The following is a 26051-nucleotide window of genomic DNA, read 5'->3' as shown; positions in this document are numbered from 1 at the left end:
ACACGGCCCGGCTGACATCGGTGCGGGAATCCCCTCGCGGTACGCCTCCGGGCGCCGCTCGGTTCATTCTCGATCCTTTTTTGATTCCTCTCGCTTTCGACCGGGCGTCAGCCCCCACTCGTCTGCGAAACTGTGGAGACGTACGAGTAAGTCACGCAAGCAATGGTCTCAGAGGCGCACGGGGGCGTGCGGCCGGGCGTTTCACGCGCCGGTGACGGGGGAGGTCTCTGAGACGATGATCGGGTTGCGCGGCTGGGGCTGCGAGTGGTCGGGTGGAGATATGCATCGCGGTGGCGAACTGGGCGAGGGAACCAATGACCGGGGTCCCGAGCGCGCCCAGCGCGGCCGTCACCGGCGCGAGGACACCACGGGCGACAGGACCACGCGCGCGGAATCCACGGGCAACAGGACCACAGGCGGGGAAATCAGAGGCGGCCGCATGGGGGTGACGTACAGGTACTTCGGTGCGCCCAACGGTGCGACCGCGGCCCGGGTGCCGGTCTCCATGCGTCCCGAGGAGCTCGGCGGTGACGAGCTCGGCATGGGCGGCATGTTCAGCAAGATCAAGCCGGAGACGATGGCCGCCATGGTCCTCACCGGTATAGAGGGCATACCGCTCCATAAGGTTCCGCCGCTCGAACTCGTCGTCCTCCACCCCGACTACGCCGTCGTCAAGCTCCCCATGACCGTGGTCGATCCGCTGCGCGGGGTCGGCGAGGAGTCGGTCGGTGCGGCCGCCTTCATCTGGTCCACCGTCCCCGACCGCGGGGGCCCGCGGGACGCCTTCACCGTCTACCAGCTGCTGCACGAGTGGCAGGACTTCAGCCACCGGCTGCACGAGGCGGGGCACCAGGCGTACTGCCTGGTCTGGCCGTAACGGTTCAGCGCGGGCGCGGCGGCCTGCGCAGGGGGCGGCGCCGGGCCGCTCGCCGGGCCCCGCCGGTCACCACGTGGGGCGGGCCGAGACACCGCCGTCCACGACCAGCTCGTGACCGGTGATCCAGGACGCCATCGGCGAGGCGAGGAAGACGCAGGCGTCGCCCACGTCCTCGGGGGTGCCCAACCGCCCTGCGGGCACCGCCGCTTGCCAGCGCCGCACCCCCTCCGGCCAGTCCTCCGCCAGGCCGGGCCGGTCGATCAGGCCCGGCGAGACGCTGTTGACGCGGATACCGTCCGGCCCGTACTCCAGCGCCGCCGCGCGGGCATGCATCACCACCGCCGCCTTCGACGCGCAGTAGTGGGCATGCCGCGGCGCCGGACGGTCCGCCTCGATCGAGGCGATATGGGTCACCGAGCCGCCGCCGGCCGCCCGCATCACGGCCGCCGCGGCCTGGGTGCAGGCGAAGACGCTGTGCACATTCGGGTCCGCCACCGCCCGCCAGTCGGCGAGCGACATCGCCGCCAGCTCCTGGGTCGGCTGCACGCCCGCGTTGTTCACCAGCGCGGTCAGCCGCCCGCGCCAGCCGGCCGCCTCCGTCACCAGTTGGTGGCACTCCTCCTCGACGGCCAGATCGGCGCGCAGCGCCAGCGCGCTCCCGCCGTCCGCCTCGATCTGCGCGACCAGCTCCCGCGCCGCGTCGGCGCCCGTGCGGTAGTGCGCGACGACGGCGGCGCCCGCGGCGGCGAACCGCAGCGCGATACCCCGGCCGAGGACGCCGGCGGCGCCGGTGACGAGGGCGACCTGGCCCCGGAGGTCGGGGAGGCCGGGGTGGCGGGGGGCGTCGGACGGGGTGTCGGACGGAGTGTCGGACGGGGTGTCGGTCATGGCCGGCTCAGGGCGGTGATCCACGCTGCCTCCCGGGGAAAGCGCGCGGCCAGTACGGCGGCGTCCCCGTGCTCGTAGTCCTCGAAGGTGAAACCGGGCGCCATCGTGCAGCCGAAGAGCGTCCAGGAGCCGCCGTCGGCGACCTCGGCGGCCATCCAGGTACCGGCCGGCACCGTGAACTGGACATGCTGCCCGCCCAGGACGTCCGGCCCGAGGACGACCGTACGGGCCGTGTCCCCGCCGCCGTCCTCCCGGAGGAGGAACAGGGTGAGCGGATCGCCCCGGTAGAAGTGCCAGATCTCGTCGGACGGGAGCCGGTGCAGCGCGGAGAAGTCGCCCGGCTCGGCGGTCAGCAGCATCACGATCGCCGTCCCCTCGGGCCGCCCGTCGGCACGCTCGGGGCCTGCCCATGTACGCCGGTACCGCCCGCCCTCTTGGGGCAGCGGCACCAGCCCGTAGAAGTCGATCAGCGCCTCGGGGAGGCGGTCACGGGAGGTGCGGTGCTCATCCATCTGCGGGCTGCCTCCGCCTCGTCTGCGACTGCCGGTTGGTTCAGCCTAGGCACGAAGTCCGCGTGAGGCGGGCAAAATCGGACGAGTCCGAAGCGCCGGCGGATGCTCCGGCGATTGCCCCGGCCAACGCCCCGGTGATGCTCCGGCCGACGCCCCGTCAGCCGGCCGTCCAGTGCGGGTCGCGGCCCGTCTCCGCCAGCAGCACCTCCAGGTCGGAGGCGCCGGGCGGTACGGGGGCCGGTTCGGCGAAGACGTTCATCTTGCGGGCCGTGGGAGCCATCTGGGCGACCAGCGTCCGCAGCTCGGCCACACAGCCCTCGGCCGGTGTGTACGGCCGGCCGGTCGCCCGCGCCAGGTCCCAGGCGTGCACGGTCAGATCCAGCAGCACCATCGCGCCGACGGTCCTGGCCGGCAGCTGCATCCCGCCGGTCAGCCCGTCCTCCGCGCCCGGCGCCGCCCACGCCTCGACCAGCTGCGCCGACGCGTCCGCGAACCGGTCGGGCCACTGCGCCCCGTACTCGCCGAGCCGGTCTGGGGTGCTGCTGAAGTCCACGTCCTTCTTGGCGGCCAGCGACCGGAAAGCGACGACGACCTGGAAGAGGTGGTTGAGCAGCGCGCGGACGTCGTACTCGGCGCAGGGTGTCGGCCACCCCAGCTGGTCGTCGCGGACCTCGCGCAGTACGGGGAGCGCCGCCCTGGCCGCCGCGTCGAGCAGCGCGCTGATCGGTGGGGCCGGGCGGGTCGCATGGGCTGCCTGTGCCGGCTGTGGCGTCCGTGCTGTCTGTGGCGTCCGTGCTGGCTGTGCCGGGTGAGCCGGTGCACCGCTGTGTGTTTCGTCCGAGATGTCTCGTCTGTCGCTCATACCGATGACGCTACGGGCCGCCGCCGACGGCGGATTGAAAAATCGCGACAGGGCCTCTCGCGACCGCGCGGTCCGTCTTACGATTCCAGGCATGGCCGCTCCACGGCGCGACACCCGGGGCATCGTGGACGCCCCCGGTCTCTTCACGCGGGTGCGCTTCCGCCGCCGCACGCCCGCCGAACCGCTGCGCCCCTATGTCGAGCATTACTGGCTGATCGACTGGGATCTGTCCGAGCCGTACGCCACGCATGTCGTCCCGCATCCGTGCGTGAACCTCGTCTTCCAGCGATACGCCGACCGGCCCGGGTTCGGCGAGGTCGCGGGCGTGGGGCTGGAGCTGTTCGAGCAGAAGCTGGCGGGGCGCGGGCGGGTGTGCGGGGTGCAGTTCCGGCCCGGTGGCTTCCGGCCGTTCACCCCGGAGCGGCCGGCCACGGACTGGACGGACCGCCGGCTGCCGCTGGCCGCGGCCTTCGGGCCCACCGACGCCGCGGCCGCCGTACTGGAGCCGGACGGCGAGGACGCCCGGGTGGCCGCGCTCGACGCCTTTCTGATCCCGCTGCTGCGGGCCGGGCCGCGGACTCTCGCCCAGGCCGAGCTCGCCATGGGGCTGGCCGACCGGATCCGCACGGACCGTACGATCCGCCGGGTCGCGGACTTCGCACGGGCCGAGGGCCTGTCCGTACGGGCCCTGCAGCGGCTCTTCGCCGGATATGTCGGGGTCAGCCCCAAGTGGGTGCTGCTGCGCTACCGGGTGCACGAGGCCCTGGAGCGCGCCGCCTCCGGTGCGGAGGTCGACTGGGCCGCGCTCGCCGCCGAGCTGGGCTACAGCGACCAGGCGCATCTGGTCCGCGATGTCACCGCCACCGTCGGGGTCCCGCCGACCGCGTACGCGCGGTGAGCGACCGCCGGGGAGGCCGCCCGGCCCCGGTGGCGGTCAGGGGTGTTCGGCCGTCAGATAGCGCTGGACGGTGGGCGCCAGCCAGGCGATGACCTCGTCGTGGCTGAGGCCGACGGCCGGCGGGAGGTGCAGTACATAGCGGCACAGCGCCATGCCGAGTATCTGGGAGGCGATCAGCGCGGCGCGGGTCGGCGCCTCCTCGGGCACCGGGCAGACCGCGGCGAGGACCGGCTTGATCTGCTCCGCGAACACGCCGCGCATCCGCTCCGCGCCCGCCTCGTTGGTGACGCCGACGCGCATCATCGCCGTCAGTGTCTCGTCGCACTCCCAGCGCTCCACGAAATGGCGGACGAGCCGGGCACCGGCCTCCTCGCGCGGGAAGTGGGTGAGGTCCGGGGCGTGCACTTCGATCTCGGAGGCGGCGGCGAAGAGGCCGGCCTTGTTGCCGTAGTAGCGCATCACCATCGACGGGTCGATGTCCGCGTCCCTGGCGATGGCGCGGATGGTGGCGCGCTCGTAGCCGTCCGCGGCGAAGCGGTCCCTGGCGGCGGCGAGGATCGCGGCCCGGGTCGCGGCGGAGCGGCGGGGGCGGGCGGGGTCGGCCGCTTCGCCGGGCGCGGGGCCCTCGGCGTCGGGGGCGCCGGCGTGGTCCGCGGCGGCATCGGACATCGCGGCGGATGCCGCGGCGGGGGCGGTGTCCGGCACGGCATCCGTGGTGGAGGGGGCATGTTCGACCATGCCAACAACTGTAGGCCAACGGCTGTTGACACGCCAGGCCCGGCCGCCCTACGCTTGCCAACAAGCGTTGACCAACATGCGTTGGCATGACCATCAGCCACAGCCCACAGCCGCAGTCACCGTCACAGCAGGCACAGGAGGCGGAAGCCATGGACGCCATGAACCGCAGGACCGGCCGGAGCGAGAGCGGGGCCGGCCCGGCCCGCGAGGCGCGCGACACGGACGTCATCGTCGTGGGCGCCGGACCGACCGGCCTGCTGCTCGCCGGAGACCTCGCCGAGGCGGGGCTGGGCGTCACGCTCCTGGAGCGACGCCCCGCCGAGATCAGCAACCTCACCCGCGCCCTGGTCGTGCATGCTCGCACCCTGGAGCAGCTCGATGCCCGCGGTCTCGCCGATGAGCTGGTCGCCGGCGGCCATCCGCTCACCGGCCTCCGTCTCTTCGGCCGGGTCACCATCGACCCGACCCGGCTCCGCACCCGCTTCCCCTTCGTGCTGGTCACGCCCCAGTTCGAGGTCGAGCGGCTGCTGGAGCGCCGGGCCCGCCGGGCCGGTGTCACCTTCCGCCACGACTCCGAGGTGCTCGGTCTCGACCAGGACGCCGACGGTGTGACGGTGCGCTTCCGCACCGCCGAGGGGCTCGGCGCCATCCGCGCCGCCCATGTCGTCGGCACCGACGGCGTCCGCAGCACCATCCGCGAGGCGATCGGCCTGCCCTTCCCCGGCAAGTCCGTGATCCGCTCCCTGGTGCTCGCCGATGTCCGGCTGGCCCAGGAGCCCGACTCCCCGCTGATGGTCAATGCCAACGGCGAGGCGTTCGCGCTGATCGCCTCGTTCGGCGGCGGCCTGTACCGCGTCATCGGCTGGAACCGCCACCACCAGGCCGACGACGACGCCCCGGCCGACCTCGACGAGATCCGCGAGCTGACCCGGCTCGCCCTCGGCAGTGACTACGGCATGCATGACGCCCGCTGGGTCTCCCGCTTCCACAGCGACGAGCGCCAGGTCCCCGCCTACCGGGTCGGCCGCGTCTTCCTCGCCGGCGACGCCGCGCATGTGCACTCCCCCGCCGGCGCCATGGGCATGAACACCGGCCTGCAGGACGCCGCCAACCTCAGTTGGAAGCTGGCCGCCGTGCTCCAGGGCCACGCCCCCGACAGCCTGTTGGACAGCTATCAGACCGAGCGCCACCCGGTGGGCAAGCAGGCCCTGCGCAGCAGCGGCGCCCTCATCCGGGTCGCCCTGCTGCCGACCGGCCCCGGGCGCGCCGTGCGCACCCTCGCCACCCAGGTCGTCAACCGTCTGCGGCCGCTGTCCCGCCGGGCGATCCGCACCATCTCCGGCATCGGCATCGCCTATCCGGCCGGGCCCGGCGCCCATCCCCTCGCGGGCCACCGCGCCCCCGACATCCGGCTGGCCGGCGGCGGCCGCCTCTATGAGCTCCTCCGCCAGGGCCGGTTCGTCCTCATCACCCCCGCCGGCGAGCCCGGCGTCCCCCAGGCTCCGGCGGGCGGCGGGGACTCCCCTCACCCGGGCGACGGCCGCGTGGTGACCGCCTTCTGGCGGAGCCCCCGCCGCACGGCCCTTCTCGTCCGCCCCGACGGCTATATCGCCTGGGCCACCGACGCCACCGCCCCCGCCGAGCGCGCCGCGGCGCTACGGGGCGCCCTCGCCCACTGGACCGGGGTCGAGGACGGGGCCCCCATAGCCACCGCCCTCACCCCTCCAGCACATGCCGCAGATACGCCCGCGGGTCGTTGAGATAGCGCCGCCAGTGGTCGACCAGCCCCAGCTCCGCCCACTCCACGCGCCGCATCCCGTGCTCGCCGACCTCGACGATCTCGGCGCCGGGCAGCGCCGTCAGCAGCGGGGAGTGGGTGGCGCAGATGATCTGCGCGCCACCGCTCCCCAACTCATCCATCAGCCCCACCAGTTCCAGGCAGGAGGAGAAGGACAGCGCCGCCTCCGGCTCGTCCATCACATACAGGCCCCGCTGCGAGAACCGCTCCCGGAAAGCCATCAGAAAGCCCTCGCCATGGCTCATGTCGTCCGGGGACCGCGACAGCTTCAGCGCGCTCCGCTCCCGGTTCAGCGCTTCCATCGCCGTCTCGGCCCGCAGGAAGAACCCCCGTCGGCGGACCCGCGGCCCGCGCACCATCCGGCGCCCCTCCTGCGTCGGGTCGAACCGCATCAGTCCGCCGAGCAGTGACGCCTCCCGTGAGCTGGCGTACTTGTATCCGGCCGAGCCGCCGTAGGAATCCAGCCCGAAACCCTCCGCCAGCGCCTCGGCCAGGGTCGATTTCCCCGAACCGTTCTCCCCCACCAGGAAGGTGACCGGAGCGCGGAAGGCCAGCCCCTCCTTGGCCATCTGGCGCACACACGGCACCGTCCAGGGCCAGCCGTCCTCGGCCGCCCCCGCTCCCTCCGGAACGTCCACGTAAGCCCGTTCGATCAGCATGCCCCCGAAGCTCTCACACCCCACTGACAGCCACCCCGCTCACAGCCACCCCGCTCACAGCCGCCCCACTGGCAGCCACCCCGCCCGCACGGGAGCCGGGCCCCAGCTCCGTACGCTTCCCCCATGCTGATCGCCCGCTCCGCCGCCCTCTTCGCCGTCGCCGCCCTCTTCGAGATCGGCGGAGCCTGGCTGGTCTGGCAGGGCGTCCGCGAGCACAAGGGCTGGGCCTGGATCGGCGCCGGAGTGCTCGCGCTCGGTGTCTACGGCTTCGTCGCGACGCTCCAGCCGGACGCCGATTTCGGCCGGATCCTCGCCGCGTACGGCGGTGTCTTCGTCGCCGGATCGCTGGCCTGGGGCATGGTCGCCGACGGATACCGCCCCGACCGCTGGGACGTGATCGGCGCGCTGGTCTGCCTGGCCGGCATGGCAGTGATCATGTACGCCCCCAGGGGACGTTGACCCGCCTGCATATCCTGGCCGCGGACCGTCCTCCCCCGGCTCGTGCGGAGCGGGGGGACCCATCGCCCGAGGAGAGCGCATGACCGCCGAGGCCCGTACCGCCGTCGTCACCGGAGCGAGCAGCGGCATCGGCGCCGCCACCGCGCGAGCGCTGGCCGCGGCCGGCTACCACGTGGTGCTCACCGCCCGCCGCAAGGACCGCATCGAAGCGCTCGCCGCCGAGCTGCCGCACGCCGAGGCCTACGCCCTCGACGTCACCGACCGCGCCGCCGTCGACGCCTTCGCTGCCGCCCTCGACCGCTACCCGTCCGTCGACGTACTGGTCAACAACGCCGGCGGTGCCCTCGGCGCGGAGCCGGTCGCCACCGGTGACCCCGCCGACTGGCGGACCATGTACGAGGTCAATGTGCTGGGCGTGCTCCATATGACCCAGGCGCTGCTGCCCGTGCTCACCGCCTCCGGCGACGGCACCGTCGTCGTGCTCTCCTCCACCGCGGGCCACGGCACCTACGAGGGCGGCGGCGGTTATGTCGCCGCCAAGCACGGCGCGCATGTGATCGCCGAGACCCTCCGGCTGGAGCTGTGCGGCGAGCCGGTGCGCGTCATCGAGGTCGCCCCGGGCATGGTCAAGACCGACGAGTTCGCCACCACCCGCTTCCGCGGCGACACCGCCAAGGCCGCCAAGGTCTACGAGGGCGTCGACCAGCCGCTCAGCGCGGAGGACGTCGCCGACACCATCACCTGGGCGATCACCCGCCCCTCCCATGTCAATGTCGACCTCCTGGTGGTCCGCCCGCGCGCCCAGGCCTCCAACTCCAAGGTCCACCGCAGCAGTTGAGACACCCGGCGGGCCGCCCCCGCCGGGCCGCCACCCCCTTGAACACGGGGCCTGGGTACACCCCCCACCGGGTGCCCGGGCCCCGTGTCCCGGTGCGCTCCGCTCGCGACAGTGGCCCCATGACCTCCACCACGCACGGGCCCCCCGCACGGCCCGCCGCCGACGGGGCCCGGCCCACCACCACGGGCACCGGCAAGCACCCGGCCACCACCGACACCCGCACCCGCACCCGCCCCACCGGCACCCGCACCCACCCCGCCACCACCGGCACCCGCACCCGCCCGAGCACCTGATGGCCGCCCAGCTCACCGCCCCCTCTCCTACGCGGGCGACACCCTGGCCGCCGGGCACGACATCGCCGGCGCCACGTCCTGGTCCGCCCTCGTCCTCCATCTGCTCGCCGCCGAATATCTGCTGCGGCGCCGCGGCAGGCCGGCAGCCCGGGCGGCGGGAGCTCGGCCATTCGGCGGCGGCCGGCTCGCGGCCGGTGCCGGGCCGCGGTGTGGTGGGCACGGAGGCGTGCCGGCGTCCCGCGCAGGGGTGGCATCGGGCGCTCAGCCGCGGAAGGACGGGGCATGCTCATATCCGGGCGCACAGCGGGCCGTAGGCGTGGTGCCGCGGTCCTCACCGCGGTGGTGACCTGCTCGACGGTGCTCACCGGCCCGGACCTCGCCGCGGCCGGCGGTCCGCCGTCACCTCCGGCGTCCGCCCCGCAGCTGGAATGGAAACCCTGCGTCCGGGGCAAGGCGTTCGACTGCGCGACCGCGAAGGTGCCGCTGGACTACCGCGACCCCGTCGGTCGCACCATCGAACTGGCCGTCATCAAACGGAAGGCGACCGGCCCCGGGCGGCGCATCGGCACCCTGTTCTTCAACCCCGGCGGACCCGGCGGGCCGGGAACGGTCCAGATGCCGCAGAATTACCGGTTCTTCCCGCGCGAGGTGCGGGAGCGGTTCGACATCGTCAGCTGGGACACCCGCGGGGTCGGCCACAGCACCGCCGTGAACTGCTTCGCGCGACCTGGGGACGCCGCCGCCTGGGAGGCGAGCAAGCCGGCCGGCTTCCCGGTCGGCGCACAGGAGCGGAAGACCTGGATCGCCGCGTTCGAGGATCTGGCCCGCCGCTGCCGGCAACGCGACCCCGAGCTGCTGCGCCATATGTCGACCGCCGACATCGCTCACGACCTCGACCGGCTCCGCCGCGCGGTGGGCGACACGCAGCTCACCTACCTCGGGACCTCGTACGGCTCGTTCCTCGGCGCCACCTACGCCAACCTCTTCCCCGGCAAGGTCCGCGCCCTGGCCGTCGACAGCACCATCGACCCGCAGGCCTGGACGGACCACGCCTCGCACACCGCCCCCCGGCGCCCGATATTCCTGCGCATGGGCGCGGACCTCGGCGCGGCCGCGATCCTGGACCGGTTCCTCGCCCTGTGCGGCGCCACGACCACCGCCCGCTGCGCCTTCTCCGCCGGCAGCCCGAAGGCGACCCGGGACAAGTTCGACCGGCTGATGCGGCGCCTGCGGGAGCATCCGGTGGGCACCTGGACCTACGGCAAGACGGTCGATGATGTGGTGAGCGGCCTCGACATCGTCCACCCCGGATGGACGGACCTCGCCGGCAGGCTGCAGGACCTGTGGCGGGGCCGCGTCCCGCGGCCGCCCACGCCCCTGCCCGCACCACCGGTCCCGAATCCGTACACCGGCGTGGAACAGGCGAGTGCCATCCTCTGCTCCGACAGCCCCAATCCGCGTGACCCCGGGGTCTACCACGCCCTGGAGGAGGCCAGTGCCCTGCGCGCGGGCGACACCGGACGCTTCTGGACCTGGGCCGCGGAGCCGTGTGCCACCTGGCCGGTCGCCGCCGACCGCTACCGCGGCCCGTGGAACAGACCGACGGCGCACCCCGTCCTCGTGATCGGCACCGTCTACGACCCCGCCACCCCCTACTCGGGCGCCCAGGCCATGACCAAGGAGCTGGCCCACGCCCGGCTGCTCACCCACCACGGGTACGGGCACACCGCACTGCTCAACCCCAGCAGCTGCATCAAGGAGTACGAGAGCCGCTACTTCATCGACGGCACCCTCCCGCCGGCCGGAGCGGTGTGCCGGCCGGACACGCCCCCGTTCTCCGCGCCCGGGCCGAGCGGCGGCGTCGCCACCGGCGGCGGAGCGATGGCCGGCCCCGTCTCCTGAGCCGGCGGCCGCCCCGCGGCCGGGTCAGCCCTTGACGCAGATGACCTGCTTGAGCTTCGCGACGACCTCGACCAGGTCCCGCTGCTGATCGATGACCTTCTCGATCGGCTTGTAGGCACCCGGGATCTCGTCCACCACGCCGGAGTCCTTACGGCACTCCACGCCCCGCGTCTGCTCCTCCAGGTCCCGGGTGGAGAACCGCTTCTTCGCGGCGTTCCGGCTCATCTTGCGGCCGGCTCCGTGGGAGGCGGAGTTGAAGGACGCGGCGTTGCCCAGTCCCTTGACGATGTACGAGCCGGTGCCCATCGAGCCCGGGATGATCCCGTATTCGCCGCTGCCCGCCCGGATCGCGCCCTTACGGGTCACCAGCAGGTCCATGCCGTCGTACTGCTCCTCCGCCACATAGTTGTGGTGGCAGGAGATCACGTCCTCGAAGGTCACCTTCGCCTTCTTGAACTCCTTGCGGACGACGTCCTGGAAGAGCCCCATCATCACGGCCCGGTTGTGCTTGGCGTACTCCTGCGCCCAGAACAGGTCGTTGCGGTACGCCGCCATCGGCGGGGTGTCCGCGATGAAGACGGCGAGGTCGCGGTCGACCAGGCCCTGGTTGTGCGGCAGCTTCTGCGCCTGGCTCATGTGGAACTCGGCCAGTTCCTTGCCGATGTTCCGGGAGCCGGAGTGCAGCATCAGCCACACGACCCCGTCGTCATCGAGACAGAACTCGATGAAGTGGTTGCCCGAACCGAGCGACCCCATCTGCTTCGTGGCCCGCTCCTGACGGAACTTGACCGCGTCGGCGACCCCGTCGAACCGCGCCCAGAAGTCGTCCCACCGGGCCGTCGGGAGCCCGTGGATCCGTCCCGGGTCCACCGGATCGTCATGCATCCCCCGGCCCACCGGAATCGCCTGCTCGATCTTCGAGCGCAGCCGGGAGAGGTCACCGGGCAGGTCATTTGCGGTGAGCGAGGTCCGCACCGCGCTCATCCCGCAGCCGATGTCGACGCCGACCGCCGCCGGGCAGACCGCGCCGCGCATGGCGATCACCGAGCCGACCGTGGCGCCCTTGCCGTAGTGGACGTCCGGCATCACGGCCAGGCCCTTGATCCACGGCAGGGTGGCGACATTGCGCAGCTGCTGCATGGCGACGCCCTCGACCGTGGCCGGGTCCGTCCACATCCGGATCGGCACCTGCGCGCCCGGTACCTCGACGTACGACATAACTTCCTCATTCCCCCGAATTTATGAAAAACGCAAAAGCCGGACAAGTTATCCGATCTTGGACGGCGGACCGGCGTGCGCGGCAAGACGTGCGGTAGACATTGTGTCCATCGGCCGCTGACCGGCGGCAACCGCATTTCGTAGGGGAAGGAGCCGCGAGCGATGCCACGCAAGCCGTTCGTACCCGGCGCCGCACTGGTCGTGGCCGCGGCACTGGCCGCCGGCCTCACCGCCTGCACCGGCGGCTCCGACACCGGCGACGAGACCGGCGACGCCAAGAGCGGCGGCACCGCCTCGTCGAGCCCGGCCGCCGAACCGGGCCGCTACCAGACCCTCCCCGAGGCCTGCGGACTGCCCGCGCGCGGCACCCTCCGCGGCATGCTGCCCGGCGGTGACCAGCAGCTTTCGCGCGCCGAGGCCAAGAAGATCTACGACGGCCAGCCCGACATCACCTACGACACCGACCGCCGCGTCGGCTGCCGCTGGACCCGCGAGACCACCGCGGGCACCCGCCATCTGAGCCTCGACATCCAGCGCGTGGTGTCGTACGACGCCGCCGTCAGCGATGACGACAAGGCGCAGGGGATCTACGACAGCAAGGAGCTGGCCGCACAGATCCCGCCCGGCGGCAGCGGCTCCCCCTCACCCGCCACCCCGAGCCCGTCCGCCACGAAGGGCAAGGGCACGGACAAGGGCGGGGGAGCCACCACGAACAGCTCGGCCGGCAAGTCGGTGGACGGGAAGGGGAAGGCACCCTCCGGGAGCCCCTCGGAGGCGTCCGACCCGAGTGCGGACCCCAGCACGGACCCCAGCGCGGACCTGAGCGATTCCACCGCCCCGCGCGTCCTGGACGACCTCGGGGACGCGGCCTTCCTCAATGACAAATTGGTCACAGCGGACTCGGGGGTGCACCGCGATGTCACTGTGGTCTTTCGCACGTCGAACGTCATCGTGACGCTCACCTACGACCAGTGGTCCACGGACAAGACGATGTTGCCGGACAGCCAGGAACTGCAGGACAAGGCCCGTTCGCTGGCCGGCGAGCTGTCCGAGAGCCTCAGCGAATAGTCCGGATAGGGCGGATTGACCGAATAGGTAAGTGCGAGGAGATACGACCGGTTCGGGCGTTGTGCTCACCGACAGGAACCGGTCACCCACCTCGCCGCGCCGCGTACCGTGCCCCTAGCCCTGCCCGTACGGGAGGAAAGGCGGACCACCGCCACGGTCGTGCACCACGCCGGCCTGACGACGACGAACAGCGAAGGAACCATGCACCGTTCAGCCAAGCGACTCGCCAGCCTTCTCACCTGCGCAGCAGTTCCGGTGCTGCTCGTCGCCGGCTGCTCCGGCTCGGACAGCGACAGCTCCGGTGACGCCTCCGCCTCCGCCGCTTCCAGCAGCGCGGCCAAGCCCTCGCCGTCCGTCGCGCCGGCGAAGTTCAAGAAGCTGCCCAACCCGTGCGAGGCGTTCTCCAAGGACACCGTCAAGAAGATGCTGCCCAAGGCGAAGGACACCTCCGGGGAGCGCGGCACCTCCACGGACAACTCCGCCCACGGCACCTGCTCCTGGAGCAGCTCCGACGAGAACGGCGTGGACGGCACCCAGTTCCGCTGGCTCGACATCGGCTACCAGCGCTACGACTCCGACCCGGGCGTCGGCTCCGGCGAGAAGCGCGCCACGGACTTCTACACCAAGCAGGTCATCGAGGCGAAGGACACCAAGAGCGCCAAGAAGCTGGAGGCCGTGAAGACCTCCGGCACCGGCGACGAGGCGACCGCGATCACCTACGACGTGAAGAAGGAGGGCAACGACTTCAAGAACACCACGATCGTCGCCCGCACCTCCAACATCGTCGTCACGATCAACTACAACGGTGCCGGCCTGGCGGGCGCGGACACCCCCAAGGGCGACGACCTGCTCAAGAAGGCCCAGGCGGCCGCCAAGGAAGCGGTCACCGCCGCCGCCAAGGCCAACACCTGACGGCAGCGACGCCGCCCGCGCCCCCGGCACCGGCCGGGGGCGGGTGTGTGTCCATGGCCGCACCACCGAGGTGAAGGCCCCCGGCCCGCCGCCGGCCAGAGCCCAATCGTGACCCGGCCCCCTCCGTACCGGCACACGCCCGTCCGTACGCATGTGCCAGGCTGTCGCTCGCAACAGACCGACTAAGAGGGGTTCTCGGGTGGCCGCGCCACTGAAGCTGACACGCACGCACCGGATACTCATCGGAGTTGTCGTCGCCGGCGCGGTGGTCATCGCCGGCATCGGCTTCGCCGGCTCCTACGCGGCCGTGCGGGAACTTGCCGTGAAGAAGGGCTTCGGCGACTTCGCCTACTTCTTCCCCATCGGCATCGACGCGGGCATCTGTGTCCTGCTGGCTCTGGATCTGCTGCTGACCTGGATCCGCATGCCCTTCCCGCTGCTGCGCCAGGCGGCGTGGCTGCTGACGGTCGCGACGGTGGCGTTCAACGCCGCCGTCGCGACCGATCCCCTGGGCATGGGCATGCATGCCGTCATCCCGGTGCTGTTCGTCGTCACCGTCGAGGCCGCCCGGCACGCCGTCGGGCGGATCGCCGACATCACGGCGGACAAGCACATGGAGGGCGTGCGCCTCACGCGCTGGCTGCTGTCGCCGGTCCCGACGTTCCTGTTGTGGCGGCGGATGAAGCTGTGGGAGCTGCGGTCGTACGACGCGGTGATCAAACTGGAGCAGGAACGGCTCGTGTACCAGGCACGCCTGCGTTCGCGCTTCGGGCGGGGCTGGCGTCGTAAGGCTCCCGTGGAGTCCCTGATGCCCCTGCGGCTCGCCCGGTACGGGGTGCCGCTGGCGGAGACCGCTCCCGCGGGGCTTGCCGCGGCGGGCATCGAACCGCAGTTGATGCCGGCGCCGCAGCAGTCCGTGACGCCCGCTCTGGAGCCGAAGGCCCAGGAGCCGGCCGAGGAGATGCCGAGCCAGTGGTTCGCGGCGCCGCAGCAGGTGACGTATCAGGGTGACTACGACCCGACGTACGTCCCGGAGCAGGAGCATCAGCTCTCGTACGACGAGCACCAGCAGGTGCCGGCGCACGAGCAGGTCCCGGTACCGGCGCCGCGCGCGGCGGAGCCCGAGCCGCAGGTCCCGGTGCCGACCGGTGCAGGTGGGACGCGTCCGCTCGGCAAGGGCACCCCGGAGGCGGACCCGCAGCCTGCCCAGGCGCCGGCCGCGGCCCCGACCGACGAGGACCTGTACCAGGTCTTCCGGCATTCGATAGAGGGCGAAGGCATGCCGACACCGGGCGCCTTCGCGGCGAACCTGCTGGCGCAGTACGGGATCCGCCTCCAGTCGCGGGAGCTGAACCGCTACATGGACCGGTTCAGCGACCGCCTCAACGCGGAGATGATGGACGAGCACATCGCGTAACGCGCACACCGGGGCCCGGACACATCCCGTAGGCCCCGCCCCTACACCGCCGCCGAGCGCGCCCGCTCCTGCTTGCGCTTCCTGGCCGTGTCACCCCATACGGCCAGCGCCGCACCGGCCGCGAAGAGGCCGACGTAGGCGGGGGACGGCAGCGTGAACCAGTGGGGCAGCAGCCCCCAGGCGCCGTCGAAGAACACCTGCCCGATGAATCCCATCGCGCCCTGAATCATGACGATGAAGCCGAGTAAACCTCTCATGGCTCCAGCGTGAAGGGTCCGGTCCCGGGCGTCCTCGTCCCCGGGGCCGAACCCTTCTCCTCCCTCAGGCGGAGACCACACGAGGGTGTCTACGCCTCAACGGCAGCGGCTCTCCCGCGGCCCGTCAGCCGCCGAGCAGCTTGCGCACCCGGTCGGCCCCGACGGCCAGCAGCAGGGTGGGCAGCCGCGGCCCGGTGTCCCTGCCGACCAGCAGGTTGTAGAGCAGGGCGAAGAACGCGCGCTGGGCGACCTTCAGCTCCGGCGTCGGCTTGGCGTCCGGCTCCAGACCCGCCTGGACCTTCGGCACGCCGTAGACCAGGGTCGTCAGACCGTCCAGCGACCAGTGCGTGTCCAGGCCGTCGAGCAGCAGCCGCAGCGAGCCGCGGGACTGCTCGTCGAGGGTGGCGAGCAGCTCCTCGTCGGGCTCGGCACGGACGACGGTGCGCTGCTCGGCCGGGACCTGGGTGGTGATCCAGTACTCGGCCCTGTCGAGCCGCGGCCGGGTCTCGTCCAGGGTGGTGACGGGGTTGTCCGGGTCCAGGTCGCTCAGGATCCGGAGCGTCTGCTCGTCATGGCCGGCCGTGATGTCCGCGACCGAGGCGAGGGTGCGGTACGGCAGCGGGCGCGGCGTACGGGGCAGTTCGCCGGCGGCGGTGCGGGCCGCGCGGGAGTACGCGGCGGCGTCGGCCGGCAGCGCGCTGCCGTCGGCGACCTTGGACTCCAGCTTGTCCCACTCGTCGTAGAGCCGCTGGATCTCCTGGTCGAAGGCGATCTTGAAGGACTGGTTGGGCTTGCGGCGCGCGTACAGCCAGCGCAGCAGCGGCGCCTCCATGATCTTCAGCGCATCGCCCGGGGTCGGCACCCCGCCGCGCGAGGAGGACATCTTGGCCATGCCGCTGATGCCCACGAAGGCGTACATGGGGCCGATGGGCTGGTCGCCGTCGAAGATCTTGCGGACGATCTGGCCGCCGACGACGAAGGACGAGCCCGGCGAGGAGTGGTCGACACCGGACGGCTCGAAGATCACGCCCTCGTAGGCCCACCGCATCGGCCAGTCGACCTTCCAGACCAGCTTGCCGCGGTTGAACTCGCTCAGCCGGACCGTCTCGCCGAACCCGCACTCCGTGCAGGTGTAGACCAGCTCGGTGGTCTCGTCGTCGTACGAGGTGACCGTGGTGAGGTCCTTCGCGCACTGCCCGCAGTACGGCTTGTACGGGAAGTAGCCGGCCGAGCCGCCGCTGCCGTCGTCCTCGGCGGCCGCGCCGGAGCCCTCGGCGGCCTCCAGCTCGGCCTCGTCGACCGGCTTCTGCGACTTCTTCGCCGGGGCCTTCTTCGTGCGGTACTGGCCGAGGATCGCGTCGATCTCCGCGCGGTGCTTCATCGCGTGCAGGATCTGCTCGCGATAGACACCGGAGGTGTACTGCTCGGTCTGGCTGATGCCGTCGTACTCGACGCCCAGCTCGGCCAGCGCCTCGCTCATCGCGGCCTTGAAGTGCTCGGCCCAGTTCGGGTACGCCGAGCCGGCCGGGGCCGGCACCGAGGTCAGCGGCTTGCCGATGTGCTCGGCCCAGGACTCGTCGACGCCCGCGACGCCGGCCGGGACCTTGCGGTAGCGGTCGTAGTCGTCCCAGGAGATGAGGTGGCGGACCTCGTAACCACGGCGGCGGATCTCGTCGGCGACCAGGTGCGGCGTCATGACCTCGCGGAGATTGCCGAGGTGGATCGGGCCGGACGGACTCAGGCCCGAGGCGCAGACGACCGGTTTGCCCGGGGCGCGGCGCTCCGCCTCGGCAATGACCTCGTCCGCGAACCTGGAGACCCAGTCGGTCTCGGTGCTCTGCTGAGCCACGATCGGCCCTTCCTCTTCCTGGTGCTTCCTGATTGCGCCGTCTTGCGCATGCGACGCACAAATGCCTGACGGTGCCCATTGTCCCAGACGGAAAATCAGTGGTAGTGCCGTGGGATACTCGTTGGCAAACCCTTTCCACTCCAGCGACACCTCCCTCTGGAAGAGAGCTCATCTCCATGGCCTCGGTCACTTCCCTCGCAGCATCGGTCAACCAGCGCGTCGCGGACGCCCTCTCGGCAGCCCTGCCGGAGGCCCGCGACGTCGACCCGCTGCTGCGACGTAGCGACCGGGCCGATTTCCAGGCCAACGGCATGCTGGCGCTGGCGAAGAAGCTCAAGGGCAACCCGCGGGAGCTGGCCACTCAGGTCGTCGCGGGCATCCCCACGGGTGACAGCGGCGCGGTGATCAAGGAGATCGAGGTCTCCGGCCCCGGCTTCCTCAACATCACCGTCGCCGACGAGGCGATCATCACGACCCTCGCCGCGCGCGCCGCCGACGACCGGCTGGGCGTGCCGTACGCCGACGGGGCCGGCACCACCGTCATCGACTACGCCCAGCCGAATGTGGCGAAGGAGATGCACGTCGGCCATCTGCGGTCCGCGGTGATCGGCGCGGCGATGGTCGAGATCCTGGAGTTCACCGGCGAGAAGGTGATCCGCAGGCATCACATCGGCGACTGGGGCACCCAGTTCGGCATGCTCATCCAGTACCTCATCGAGCACCCGCACGAGCTGGACCACAAGGGCGGCGAGGTCTCCGGCGAGGAGGCCATGTCGAACCTGAACCGTCTCTACAAGGCCTCGCGCGCGCTCTTCGACTCCGACGAGGAGTTCAAGGAGCGTGCCCGGCGCCGGGTCGTCGACCTCCAGGCCGGCGACGAGGAGACGCTGGCCCTGTGGCGGCGGTTCGTCGACGAGTCGAAGATCTACTTCTACTCGGTCTTCAACAAGCTGGACATGGACATCCACGACCCCGATGTCGTCGGTGAGTCCGGCTACAACGCCATGCTGGAGGAGACCTGCCGGCTGCTGGAGGAGTCCGGTGTGGCGGTGCGCTCCGAGGGCGCCCTCTGCGTGTTCTTCGACGACGTCAAGGGCCCGGACGGCAACCCCGTCCCGCTGATCGTCAAGAAGACCAACGGCGGCTACGGCTACGCCGCCACCGACCTCTCCGCGATCCGCGACCGGGTCCAGAACCTCTCCGCCGACACGCTGCTGTACGTCGTCGACGCCCGGCAGTCCCTGCACTTCAAGATGGTCTTCGAGACCGCCCGCCGGGCCGGCTGGCTGGACGACAAGACGCATGCGGTGCAGCTGGCGTTCGGCACGGTCCTCGGCAAGGACGGCAAGCCGTTCAAGACCCGTGAGGGCGAGACGGTGCGGCTGGTGGACCTGCTGGACGAGGCGATCGACCGGGCGACCGCGGTGGTGCGGGAGAAGGGCGAGCCGATCGGCCTCACCGAGGAGGAGATCACCGGCAACGGCGCGCAGGTCGGCATCGGCGCCGTGAAGTACGCGGACCTGTCGACGTCGGCCAGCCGTGACTACAAGTTCGACCTGGACCAGATGGTCTCGCTGAACGGCGACACCTCGGTCTACCTCCAGTACGCCTACGCCCGGATCCGGTCGATCTTCCGCAAGGCCGGTGACGTGGCCCCCGTGGCGCACCCCGAGCTGCCGCTGGCCCCGGCGGAGCGGGCGCTGGGTCTGCACCTCGACCAGTTCGGCGAGACCGTCGCCGAGGCCGCCGCCTCGTACGAGCCGCACAAGCTCGCCGCGTACCTCTACGGCCTCGCCTCGCTGTTCACGACCTTCTACGACCAGTGCCCGGTCCTGAAGGCCGAGGGCGGCCCGGACCAGATCGCGAACCGGCTGTTCCTGTGCGACCTGACCGCCCGCACCCTCCACCAGGGCATGGCCCTGCTCGGCATCCGGACGCCCGAGCGCCTCTGACCGGCGCGCGGGCCGCACCCGCCACCCGCATCGGCCCAACGGCCCCGTACAGCACAGATGTCGTGCTGTACGGGGCCGTTGGCCGTTCCGGGCCGAGAAAGGCCGGCCTCACGGCCAGCGCTTACGCACCTCGTCCTTGGTCTTCTCGCTCACATCGAGGCCCTGACCGGCGGTCTTCTCCGCCTTGCCCTCGGCCTGCAGCTTGCGGTTGTGCGTCGCTTTGCCGACGGCTTCCTTCATGGCGCCGATGACCTGGGCGCCCTTGGCCTGCATCTTGCGCTTGGCAGTCATGGTGACTCGCTCCTCGGTCCGGTCGCGGTCTTCCCTGACAACCGGTGCGTGCCCGGAACCAGGCGGACAAAACGTCACCGTCACACAGCAAAGCTCCCGCCCCCGGAGCCCGGGGACGGGAGCAGGTGCGGCACACGGGCGCCCGGCGGCTCACAGCCCCCGCGCGACCTCCGTGGCCCAGTACGTCAGGATCATGTTCGCCCCGGCCCGCTTGATGCCGGTCAGCGTCTCCAGGATCGCCTTGTCGCGGTCGATCCAGCCCTTCTCCGCGGCGGCCTCGATCATCGCGTACTCACCGGAGATCTGGTACGCGGCGACCGGTACGTCCACCGAGTCCGCGACCTTCGCGAGCACATCGAGGTAGGGCAGCGCCGGCTTGACCATCACCATGTCGGCGCCCTCCTCCAGGTCGAGCGCCAGCTCGCGCAGCGACTCGCGGAGGTTGGCCGGGTCCTGCTGGTAGGTCTTGCGGTCGCCCTGGAGGGACGAGCCGACGGCCTCGCGGAAGGGCCCGTAGAAGGCGGAGGAGTACTTCGCGGTGTAGGCGAGGACCGAGACGTCCTCGTGGCCGGTCTGGTCGAGCGCGTCACGGACGACACCGATCTGGCCGTCCATCATCCCGCTGGGGCCCACGGTATGGACGCCCGCGTCGGCCTGGACCTGCGCCATCTCGGCGTAGCGCTCCAGCGTCGCGTCGTTGTCGACCCGGCCGGCGGCGTCCAGGACACCGCAGTGCCCGTGGTCGGTGTACTCGTCCAGGCACAGGTCCGACATGATCACGAGATCGTCGCCGACCTCGGCCTTCACGTCCCGGATGGCGACCTGCAGGATGCCGTCCGGGTCGGTGCCGGCCGTGCCGAGGGCGTCCTTCTTGGCGTCCTCGGGCACTCCGAACAGCATGATCCCGGCGACCCCGGCCCCGGCCGCCTCGGCGGCGGCCTTGCGCAGCGTGTCACGGGTGTGCTGGACCACGCCCGGCATGGCGGAGATCGGCACCGGCTCGCTGACCCCCTCCCGTACGAACGCGGGAAGGATCAGGTCGGCGGGGTGCAGCCGGTGTTCGGCCACCATCCGCCGCATGGCGGGGGTGGTACGCAGCCGCCGGGGCCGCGCACCGGGGAAGCTTCCGTACTTCGTCATACGCCCACGCTACGCCCGCTTTGCGCCTGCCTTTGCCGACGGGCCGTCGGAGGGGAGGGGTCCGGGCTCCGGCACACAAGCAGAAGGGCGCCCCCGGAGGAGGCGCCCTTCAAAGCCGTACGAACCGCTGCTAGCTACGCGCTCTCCGGCGCGATCCGGGCCGCCGCTCGCTCGGCCGGGTGACCGGGTCCCCGGCCTCCAGCGCGGTGTCGCGCCGCGCCGCGCCGAAGTCCGCGAGCGCTTCGGCCAGCTTGTGCACCGAGGGCTCGGGCGACATGACGTCCACGCGCAGCCCGTGCTCCTCGGCGGTCTTGGCGGTGGCCGGGCCGATACAGGCGATCACGGTCACGTTGTGCGGCTTGCCGGCGATACCGACGAGGTTCCGCACGGTCGACGAGGACGTGAAGAGCACGGCGTCGAAGCCGCCGCCCTTGATCGCCTCGCGGGTCTCGGCCGGCGGCGGCGAGGCGCGCACGGTCCGGTAGGCGGTGACGTCGTCGACCTCCCAGCCCAGCTCGATCAGCCCGGCGACCAGGGTCTCGGTGGCGATGTCGGCACGCGGCAGGAAGACGCGGTCGATCGGGTCGAAGACCGGGTCGTACGGCGGCCAGTCCTCCAGCAGACCGGCGGCGGACTGCTCACCGCTCGGCACCAGGTCGGGCTTCACACCGAAGGCGACCAGCGCCTTGGCGGTCTGCTCGCCGACCGCGGCGACCTTGATCCCGGCGAAGGCGCGGGCATCCAGGCCGTACTCCTCGAACTTCTCCCGGACGGCCTTGACGGCGTTGACCGAGGTGAAGGCGATCCACTCGTAGCGGCCGGTGACCAGGCCCTTGACCGCACGCTCCATCTGCTGCGGGGTGCGCGGCGGTTCGACGGCGATGGTCGGGACCTCGTGCGGCACCGCGCCGTACGAGACGAGCTGGTCGGAGAGCGACGCGGCCTGCTCCTTCGTACGCGGCACGAGCACCCGCCAGCCGAAGAGCGGCTTGGACTCGAACCACGAAAGGCGGTCGCGCTGCGCGGCGGCACTGCGCTCACCGACCACGGCTATGACCGGCTGGCCGCCGTCCGCCGACGGCAGCACCTTGGCGGCCTTGAGCACCTGCGCGACCGACCCGAGGGTGGCGGTCCAGGTGCGCTGGCGGGTGGTGGTGCCGGCGACGGTGACGGTCATCGGGGTGTCGGGCTTGCGGCCTCCGGACACCAGTTCACCGGCGGCCGCGGCCACCGAGTCGAGGGTGGTGGAGACGACGGCGGTGGCGTCACTGGCACCCACTTCGGACCAGCAGCGCGCATCGGCGCTGCGGGCGTCGATGAAGCGCACATCGGTGCCCTGCGCGTCCCGCAGCGGGACACCGGCGTACGCGGGCACGCCGACGGCCGCGGCGATACCGGGCACGACCTCGAAGACGATGCCTTCGGAGGCGCAGGCCAGCATCTCCTCGGCGACGTAACCGTCCAGGCCGGGGTCTCCGGTGACGGCACGTACGACCCGCTTGCCCGCACGGGCGGCCGCCATGACAAGATTGGCGGTGTCCCTAAGGGCAGGGACATCGGCGGGGATTGACGCCTCGTCAGCTGACGCCTGCAGTGGTGTGTCCACCTGTGCGCGGGCATGCACGCGCACGACGTCCAGCACCTGCGGGTCGGCGATCAGTACGTCCGCGGAGGCCAGCGCCTCCACGGCACGCAGCGTCAGCAGACCCGGGTCTCCCGGCCCGGCACCCAGGAAGGTGACCTGACCGGAGGCGGAGTGGTTTGGGGCGGTGGGGTTCAAAGTGCTCGCTCCCCCATAAGACCGGCCGCACCCTTTGCGAGCATCTCGGCGGCGAGTTCACGACCCAGGTTCAGCGGGGTCGACACGTCGTCGGGAGAGGCGGGTACGTGCCCGGTGGTGGACAGCTGCACCAGCGTGCTGCCGTCGGTCGTGCCGACGACACCGCGCAGGTGCAATTCGGTGACAGCCTGCTCGTCAGCCTTGGGGCCTCCCCTGCTCGAGCGAAGTCGAGAGCTTGGGGAGAGGTCGGCCAGTGCTCCGACGGGTGCGGAACAGCCGGCCTCCAGGGCGGCGAGCAGGGATCGCTCGGCGGTCACGGCGGCCCGGGTGTCCGGGTCGTCGAGCTCACTGAGCCGGGCGACGAGGTCCACGTTGACCGCGGCGCACTCGATCGCCAGCGCCCCCTGGCCGGGGGCAGGCAAAAACACGTCGGGCGACAGCAGCTGCGTCGCCTCGTCGATCCGGCCGATGCGGGTGAGACCGGCGGCGGCCAGTACGACCGCGTCCAGTTCGCCCTTTTCGACGAAGCCGATGCGGGTGTCGATGTTCCCGCGTATCGGCACGGTCTCCACACGCCGGCCCAGCGACCTGGCCCAGGCGTTCAGCTGCGCCATCCTGCGAGGCGAGCCGGTGCCGATGCGGGCAACCCGGTCCTCGTCGGCGGTCAGTTGCTCAAAGGTGAGCCCGTCCCTGGCGATCAGCGCGTCCCGGGGGTCTTCCCGTACGGGTATGGCCGCCAGGGTCAGGGTCTCGGGCTGCGTGGTGGGCAGGTCCTTGAGCGAGTGGACGGCGAAGTCGATCTCCCCGGCGAGCAGCGCGTCCCGCAGCGCGGAGACGAACACACCGGTGCCGCCGATCTGCGCGAGGTGCTCGCGGGAGGTGTCGCCGTAGGTGGTGATCTCCACCAGTTCGACGGGGCGGCCCGTCAGCGCGCGCACCGCCTCGGCGATCTGCCCGGACTGGGCCATGGCGAGCTTGCTGCGCCGCGTGCCCAGCCGCAGTGCTCTCGTTGTGCTGTCGGTCATGCCCGCTCCCGTGCATCGTGCCTGTCGGCGCGCGTGTCGGCCCGGCTGACGGCGGCGACCGTCTGGGGGTCGAGATCGAAGAGTTCCCGCAGGGCGTCCGCGTACCCGGCGCCGCCGGGCTCGCTGGCCAGCTGCTTTACCCGGACGGTGGGCGCGTGCAGGAGTTTGTCGACGACGCGGCGCACGGTCTGGGTGATCTCGGCGCGCTGCTTGTCGTCAAGGTCGGGAAGGCGGCCGTCGAGCCGGGCGATCTCACCGGCGACGACGTCCGCGGCCATGGTGCGCAGGGCGACCACGGTGGGGGTGATGTGCGCGGCCCGCTGGGCGGCGCCGAAGGCGGCGACCTCATCGGAGACGATGCCGCGCACCTTGTCCACGTCGGCCGCCATCGGCGCGTCAGCGGACGCGTCGGCCAGCGACTCGATGTCGACGAGGTGCGCGCCGTCGATCCGGTGCACCGCGGCATCTATGTCCCGCGGCATGGCGAGGTCGAGCAGCGCCAGCGGCGCCTCACGCCCGTCGCGCGCGGCCGCGACCATCTCGCCGGCCAGGACCAGGCCGGTCGCGCCGGTACAGGAGACCACGATGTCGGCGAGCGACAGCTCGTCCGGGACGGAGGTCATCGCCACCGCACGGGCGGCGACTCCTGTGGCGGCGCCGGTCCCGCCCGGCTCGGTGAGGATCCGGACCAGCCGCTCGGCGCGCTCGACGGTGCGGTTGGCGACGGCCAGCTCGCCGACGCCGGCCCGTACGAGGGTGGTGGCGGCCAGCGACGACATCGATCCGGCGCCGATGACCAGCGCCCGCTTGCCGCGCGCCCAGTCCTCGACGTCCCGGCCGGCCGCGAGCTGCTCCAGCCCGAAGGTGACCAGCGACTGGCCGGCCTTGTCGATGCCGGTCTCGCTGTGGGCGCGCTTGCCCACCCGCAGGGCCTGCTGGAACAGGTCGTTCAGCAGCCGGCCCGCGGTGTGCTGCTCCTGGGCGACGGCCAGTGCGTCCTTGATCTGCCCGAGGATCTGACCCTCGCCGACGACCATCGAGTCCAGGCCGCAGGCCACCGAGAAGAGGTGGTGGACGGCCCGGTCCTCGTAGTGGACATAGAGATAAGGGGTGAGCTCCTCCAGGCCGGCGCCGCTGTGGCGGGCCAGGAGGGTGGACAGCTCAGCGACACCGGCGTGGAACTTGTCCACGTCGGCGTAGAGCTCGATGCGGTTGCAGGTGGAGAGCACCGCGGACTCGGTGACCGGTTCGGCCGACACCGCGTCCTGCAGCAGCTTGCCGCGCGCCTCCGGGGCGAGCGCGGCCCGCTCCAGCACGCTCACCGGCGCGCTGCGATGGCTCAGTCCGACGACCAGGAGTGTCATGCCGGCATCACGGCGGGCATGTCCCCGTCAGGTCCCTTGCGATCGTCCGCCACCGCGGCGGCGGCCCGGGCGGCCACAGCCGGCCCACCGCTGTCGGGCCCGCCCTCCTCGCCGGCCTTGCGCTGCTCGTGGAAGGCGAGGATCTGCAGCTCTATCGACAGGTCGACCTTGCGTACGTCCACCCCGTCGGGCACGGTCAGTACGGTCGGCGCGAAGTTGAGGATCGAGGTGACACCGGCGGCGACCAGGCGCTCGCAGACCTGCTGCGCGGCCCCGGCCGGCGTGGCAATGACACCGATCGAGACGCCGTTGCTCTCGATGATGTGCTCCAGCTCATCGGTGTGCTGGACCGCGATGCCCGCGACGGGCTTGCCGGCCATGGCCGGGTCGGCGTCGATCAGGGCCGCGACGCGGAAGCCACGCGAGGCGAAGCCGCCGTAGTTGGCGAGCGCGGCGCCGAGATTACCGATACCGACGATGACAACCGGCCAATCCTGGGTCAGCCCCAGTTCACGCGAGATCTGGTAGACGAGGTACTCCACGTCGTAGCCCACGCCGCGGGTCCCGTACGAGCCGAGGTAGGAGAAGTCCTTGCGCAGCTTGGCGGAGTTGACCCCCGCCGCGGCCGCGAGCTCCTCGGAGGAGACCGTGGGTACCGAGCGCTCGGAGAGCGCGGTCAGTGCACGCAGATACAGCGGAAGCCGGGCGACGGTGGCCTCGGGAATGCCTCGGCTGCGGGTCGCCGGTCGGTGAGTTCGGCCAGTTGCCACGGTGCTCCTGCGGGTAGAGCGGGGCTGCGGGCGACCGCATGGAACCCGACCGCCCTGTCTTCTGCAGGCTATGTCTTTGTGAACGCGTGCACAAAGATGGTGTCCGGTTTGTCCGCCCAAAGTGACCGGGGTCACGCGCCTATTACAGGCCTCCGCGGAACCAACTCCCACGTCACACCGTTCACTCGCGCCACCCGTCTCACGGGGCAGCACCGACGGGAGCACGCGCCCTCACTCCTTACCGCTATACCCCCGGAAACCTACAAATCGCCCACCGATGGTAA

General features: G+C 71.6%; 25 protein-coding genes. 11 read left to right on the top strand and 14 right to left on the bottom strand.

Annotated features, from left to right (window positions below; translation table 11 throughout):
- Positions 1-280: 280 nt before the first annotated feature.
- Positions 281-877, top strand: coding sequence for a hypothetical protein (locus STRNI_RS23300; protein WP_093645005.1), 597 nt, complete (start codon positions 281-283; stop codon positions 875-877).
- 66 nt (positions 878-943) lie between these two features.
- On the opposite strand, the gene STRNI_RS23295 is transcribed toward STRNI_RS23300, so the two are convergent.
- The 3 genes from STRNI_RS23295 to STRNI_RS23285 form a co-directional block, all read right to left on the bottom strand.
- Positions 944-1765 (bottom strand): SDR family NAD(P)-dependent oxidoreductase, encoded by an 822-nt coding sequence (locus STRNI_RS23295; protein ID WP_274740543.1) that lies wholly within the window; start codon positions 1763-1765, stop codon positions 944-946.
- On the bottom strand, positions 1762-2277 hold the full coding sequence (locus STRNI_RS23290) for a cupin domain-containing protein (RefSeq protein ID WP_159487677.1): 516 nt from the start codon (positions 2275-2277) through the stop codon (positions 1762-1764). The genes STRNI_RS23295 and STRNI_RS23290 overlap by 4 nt, the downstream gene beginning before the upstream one ends.
- 157 nt (positions 2278-2434) lie before the next feature.
- Positions 2435-3139 carry a TIGR03086 family metal-binding protein gene (locus tag STRNI_RS23285; RefSeq protein WP_274736648.1) on the bottom strand — a complete coding sequence of 235 codons (705 nt, stop codon included), beginning with the start codon at positions 3137-3139 and terminating at the stop codon, positions 2435-2437.
- Positions 3140-3230: 91 nt separating this feature from the next.
- Here STRNI_RS23285 and STRNI_RS23280 point away from each other — a divergent pair, with 91 nt between their 5' ends.
- A complete protein-coding gene (locus STRNI_RS23280) occupies positions 3231-4037 on the top strand; it encodes a helix-turn-helix domain-containing protein (protein ID WP_274736650.1) in 807 nt (268 codons plus the stop codon).
- Between the two features lie 36 nt (positions 4038-4073).
- Here STRNI_RS23280 and STRNI_RS23275 read toward each other — a convergent pair whose 3' ends face one another.
- Positions 4074-4775 (bottom strand): TetR/AcrR family transcriptional regulator, encoded by a 702-nt coding sequence (locus STRNI_RS23275; RefSeq protein WP_274736652.1) that lies wholly within the window; start codon positions 4773-4775, stop codon positions 4074-4076.
- 149 nt (positions 4776-4924) lie between these two features.
- Here STRNI_RS23275 and STRNI_RS23270 point away from each other — a divergent pair, with 149 nt between their 5' ends.
- Positions 4925-6535 (top strand): FAD-dependent monooxygenase, encoded by a 1611-nt coding sequence (locus tag STRNI_RS23270; RefSeq protein ID WP_274740545.1) that lies wholly within the window; start codon positions 4925-4927, stop codon positions 6533-6535.
- On the opposite strand, the gene STRNI_RS23265 is transcribed toward STRNI_RS23270, so the two are convergent.
- The gene (locus tag STRNI_RS23265) at positions 6492-7232 is read right to left on the bottom strand and encodes an AAA family ATPase (RefSeq protein WP_266450141.1); all 741 of its coding nucleotides are present in this window, start codon (positions 7230-7232) and stop codon (positions 6492-6494) included. The two genes, STRNI_RS23270 and STRNI_RS23265, sit on opposite strands and share 44 nt — an antisense overlap.
- Before the next feature lie 123 nt (positions 7233-7355).
- On the opposite strand from STRNI_RS23265, the gene STRNI_RS23260 reads away from it, so the two are divergent.
- From STRNI_RS23260 to STRNI_RS23245, 4 genes are all read left to right on the top strand, one after another.
- Complete coding sequence (locus STRNI_RS23260; RefSeq protein ID WP_277411943.1) at positions 7356-7691, top strand: YnfA family protein; 336 nt, start codon at positions 7356-7358, stop codon at positions 7689-7691.
- Between the two features lie 79 nt (positions 7692-7770).
- Positions 7771-8529: an SDR family NAD(P)-dependent oxidoreductase gene (locus STRNI_RS23255; protein ID WP_093644997.1), complete on the top strand. Its 759-nt coding sequence runs from the start codon at positions 7771-7773 to the stop codon at positions 8527-8529.
- A gap of 119 nt (positions 8530-8648) precedes the next feature.
- Positions 8649-8822, top strand: coding sequence for a hypothetical protein (locus STRNI_RS23250; protein WP_277411942.1), 174 nt, complete (start codon positions 8649-8651; stop codon positions 8820-8822).
- Positions 8823-9104: 282 nt separating this feature from the next.
- On the top strand, positions 9105-10724 hold the full coding sequence (locus STRNI_RS23245; protein ID WP_277411941.1) for an alpha/beta hydrolase: 1620 nt from the start codon (positions 9105-9107) through the stop codon (positions 10722-10724).
- A gap of 24 nt (positions 10725-10748) precedes the next feature.
- Here the strand turns inward: STRNI_RS23245 and STRNI_RS23240 are convergent, their stop codons facing one another.
- The gene (locus STRNI_RS23240) at positions 10749-11942 is read right to left on the bottom strand and encodes an RtcB family protein (RefSeq protein WP_159487669.1); all 1194 of its coding nucleotides are present in this window, start codon (positions 11940-11942) and stop codon (positions 10749-10751) included.
- Between the two features lie 162 nt (positions 11943-12104).
- Between STRNI_RS23240 and STRNI_RS23235 the strand changes: the two genes are divergently transcribed.
- From STRNI_RS23235 to STRNI_RS23225, 3 genes are all read left to right on the top strand, one after another.
- A complete protein-coding gene (locus tag STRNI_RS23235; RefSeq protein WP_274736661.1) occupies positions 12105-13010 on the top strand; it encodes a hypothetical protein in 906 nt (301 codons plus the stop codon).
- A 201-nt stretch (positions 13011-13211) separates the two neighbouring features.
- Positions 13212-13922 carry a DUF3558 family protein gene (locus STRNI_RS23230; protein ID WP_093645046.1) on the top strand — a complete coding sequence of 237 codons (711 nt, stop codon included), beginning with the start codon at positions 13212-13214 and terminating at the stop codon, positions 13920-13922.
- A gap of 199 nt (positions 13923-14121) precedes the next feature.
- Entirely contained in the window at positions 14122-15339 is a 1218-nt protein-coding gene (locus STRNI_RS23225; RefSeq protein ID WP_277411940.1) for a DUF2637 domain-containing protein, read from the top strand.
- A 41-nt stretch (positions 15340-15380) separates the two neighbouring features.
- Here STRNI_RS23225 and STRNI_RS23220 read toward each other — a convergent pair whose 3' ends face one another.
- Positions 15381-15596 (bottom strand): hypothetical protein, encoded by a 216-nt coding sequence (locus STRNI_RS23220; RefSeq protein ID WP_274736666.1) that lies wholly within the window; start codon positions 15594-15596, stop codon positions 15381-15383.
- A 124-nt stretch (positions 15597-15720) separates the two neighbouring features.
- Positions 15721-17445 (bottom strand): lysine--tRNA ligase, encoded by a 1725-nt coding sequence (gene lysS, locus STRNI_RS23215; protein WP_266450128.1) that lies wholly within the window; start codon positions 17443-17445, stop codon positions 15721-15723.
- 176 nt (positions 17446-17621) lie between these two features.
- On the opposite strand from lysS, the gene argS reads away from it, so the two are divergent.
- Positions 17622-19397 carry an arginine--tRNA ligase gene (argS, locus tag STRNI_RS23210; RefSeq protein ID WP_018091030.1) on the top strand — a complete coding sequence of 592 codons (1776 nt, stop codon included), beginning with the start codon at positions 17622-17624 and terminating at the stop codon, positions 19395-19397.
- Between the two features lie 108 nt (positions 19398-19505).
- On the opposite strand, the gene STRNI_RS23205 is transcribed toward argS, so the two are convergent.
- The 6 genes from STRNI_RS23205 to STRNI_RS23180 form a co-directional block, all read right to left on the bottom strand.
- On the bottom strand, positions 19506-19688 hold the full coding sequence (locus tag STRNI_RS23205; RefSeq protein ID WP_093644982.1) for a CsbD family protein: 183 nt from the start codon (positions 19686-19688) through the stop codon (positions 19506-19508).
- Between the two features lie 150 nt (positions 19689-19838).
- Positions 19839-20828, bottom strand: coding sequence for a porphobilinogen synthase (hemB, locus tag STRNI_RS23200; protein ID WP_109890720.1), 990 nt, complete (start codon positions 20826-20828; stop codon positions 19839-19841).
- A gap of 130 nt (positions 20829-20958) precedes the next feature.
- On the bottom strand, positions 20959-22608 hold the full coding sequence (locus STRNI_RS23195; protein WP_266450123.1) for a bifunctional uroporphyrinogen-III C-methyltransferase/uroporphyrinogen-III synthase: 1650 nt from the start codon (positions 22606-22608) through the stop codon (positions 20959-20961).
- Positions 22605-23633, bottom strand: a complete 1029-nt coding sequence (gene hemC / locus STRNI_RS23190) for a hydroxymethylbilane synthase (protein ID WP_148590939.1) — start codon at positions 23631-23633, stop codon at positions 22605-22607. The genes STRNI_RS23195 and hemC overlap by 4 nt, the downstream gene beginning before the upstream one ends.
- Positions 23630-24997 carry a glutamyl-tRNA reductase gene (locus STRNI_RS23185; protein WP_018091035.1) on the bottom strand — a complete coding sequence of 456 codons (1368 nt, stop codon included), beginning with the start codon at positions 24995-24997 and terminating at the stop codon, positions 23630-23632. Before STRNI_RS23185 ends, hemC begins: the two co-directional genes overlap by 4 nt.
- Complete coding sequence (locus STRNI_RS23180; RefSeq protein WP_266450120.1) at positions 24994-25767, bottom strand: redox-sensing transcriptional repressor Rex; 774 nt, start codon at positions 25765-25767, stop codon at positions 24994-24996. The genes STRNI_RS23185 and STRNI_RS23180 overlap by 4 nt, the downstream gene beginning before the upstream one ends.
- Between the last annotated feature and the right edge of the window lie 284 nt (positions 25768-26051).

The sequence above is a fragment of the Streptomyces nigrescens genome, from assembly GCF_027626975.1.
Classification (GTDB): Bacteria; Actinomycetota; Actinomycetes; order Streptomycetales; family Streptomycetaceae; genus Streptomyces; species Streptomyces nigrescens.
Note: the sequence above shows the minus strand (reverse complement) of the source record. Positions and strands in the feature narration are given on the sequence as shown.